Genomic DNA, 1,533 nt, shown 5'->3' on the forward strand with positions numbered 1-1,533 from the left:
CATTCGTGCGCGAAAGGCAGTGATTGCGGCGACGGGCGGCTTTGCTGCCAATGCCAAAATGTGCGGGCTTCATGATCCGCGTCTAGAGCATCTAGGTACCTCCAATCTCCCGAGTGCAACCGGCGAAGTTCTTAAGTACATGATCAATCTCGGCGCCGAAACGGTCGGGATGGATTACATCCAGTGCGTGATCAACCGCCCGAGCGACATGAAGAAATACTACCCGATGAGCATTTTCGTCGACTACTTCATTTTCGTGAATTGGGAAGGCAAGCGCTTCATCTCCGAAGACGCGCCGCGCGATCAGCTCTGCGACGCGTTCCTGAAGCAGACGAAGGAACAGGCCTTTTCCATCATGGATGCGAAGGGCTTCGAAGTTCACTGTACGCAGGGCCGAGTGGGCGATTTGCTTCAGTCCGGCGTAGATGCGGGCGAGATTGTCAAGGCCGATACGATCGAAGCGTTGGCCGACAAAATGGGCGTGCCGAGGGACGCCGTGAAGCAGAGCGTTGATGCCTACAACGCGAGCGTTGAAAGCAAGAAAGATGCGCTTGGCCGCGACGCATCGATGCTCACCCGAAAGATCGAGGCGGCTCCCTTCTACGCAACCCGATTTGCCATGGCGCGCCACCACACGATGGGCGGTGTTCTGATCAACGCACGGGCACAGGTCATCGATCGCGACGGCGAGGTTATTCCTGGCCTTTACGCCGCCGGCGAAGTGACGGGCGGCGTTCACGGCAACAACCGAGTGGGCGGCAACGGCATCGCCGACGCATTCACGTTCGGTCTGATTGCCGGGCGCAATGCGGTCAAGTAACCCTCAGCCGATAAACGTGATGCGGCCCTCGACTAAGTCTCGCGTGCCGCATCGCATCCAAAAAGTTTTTGATCATGAACCTCAATTCCAAGCTTCTGTTTTCGCTTATCTCAAGCGTTGTTTTCGGATCAGCCGCAGCGGGGGAAGTCACGATTTACGGTCTGCTCGACCAAGGCGTGCAGTATCTCCATAAGGACTATGACTTCAAGAACACGAACGCGCAGTCCTACACTTCCGACAGCTTTGCCATGACCGGCAGCCTCTTCTCAGGCTCGAGAGTGGGGCTCAGGGGTTATGAAGAACTCCAAGGGAACACGAAGGTCGGCTTCGTTCTTGAAAACGGCCTCAACGTGGACGACGGTTCTTTCTCCATGGGCGACGGAAAAATTTTCGGGCGTGAAGCCGCTCTCTACGTGGAGGGCAATTACGGGCGTCTCGCGATGGGCCGATTCTGCTCAATCGGCGGCATCTACGGGTCGTACGCCATTTTCCACCCGATTGCCGACAACTTCTGGGGCGGCTGGAGTACCTATTCGGGAACCGTCACGCGACATTCGCAGAATTACAGCCGAATGGACAACGCTTTGACTTACGTGTCGCCTCAGCTCGGACCCGTCAAGCTTTACGCTCAGTATTCATTCAACATCAACGGGCAGGAAGACAGTGATTGGTCGCGCAACAATCGGTACGGCGCCTGTCTCTTATACACATCT

The 1,533-nt window shown here is 56.4% G+C and carries 2 protein-coding genes; both read left to right on the forward strand.

The features are described 5' to 3' along the window. A partial coding sequence (locus H6A60_RS11205; RefSeq protein ID WP_205104637.1) for an FAD-dependent oxidoreductase occupies positions 1–820 on the forward strand: 820 nt, incomplete at its 5' end. 74 nt (positions 821–894) lie between these two features. Continuing rightward, positions 895–1,533, forward strand: a 639-nt coding sequence (locus H6A60_RS14465; RefSeq protein WP_205104639.1) for a porin, incomplete at its 3' end; no start/stop codon positions are given.

It is taken from the genome of Sutterella massiliensis, from assembly GCF_016899755.1.
GTDB lineage: Bacteria > Pseudomonadota > Gammaproteobacteria > Burkholderiales > Burkholderiaceae_F > Sutterella > Sutterella massiliensis.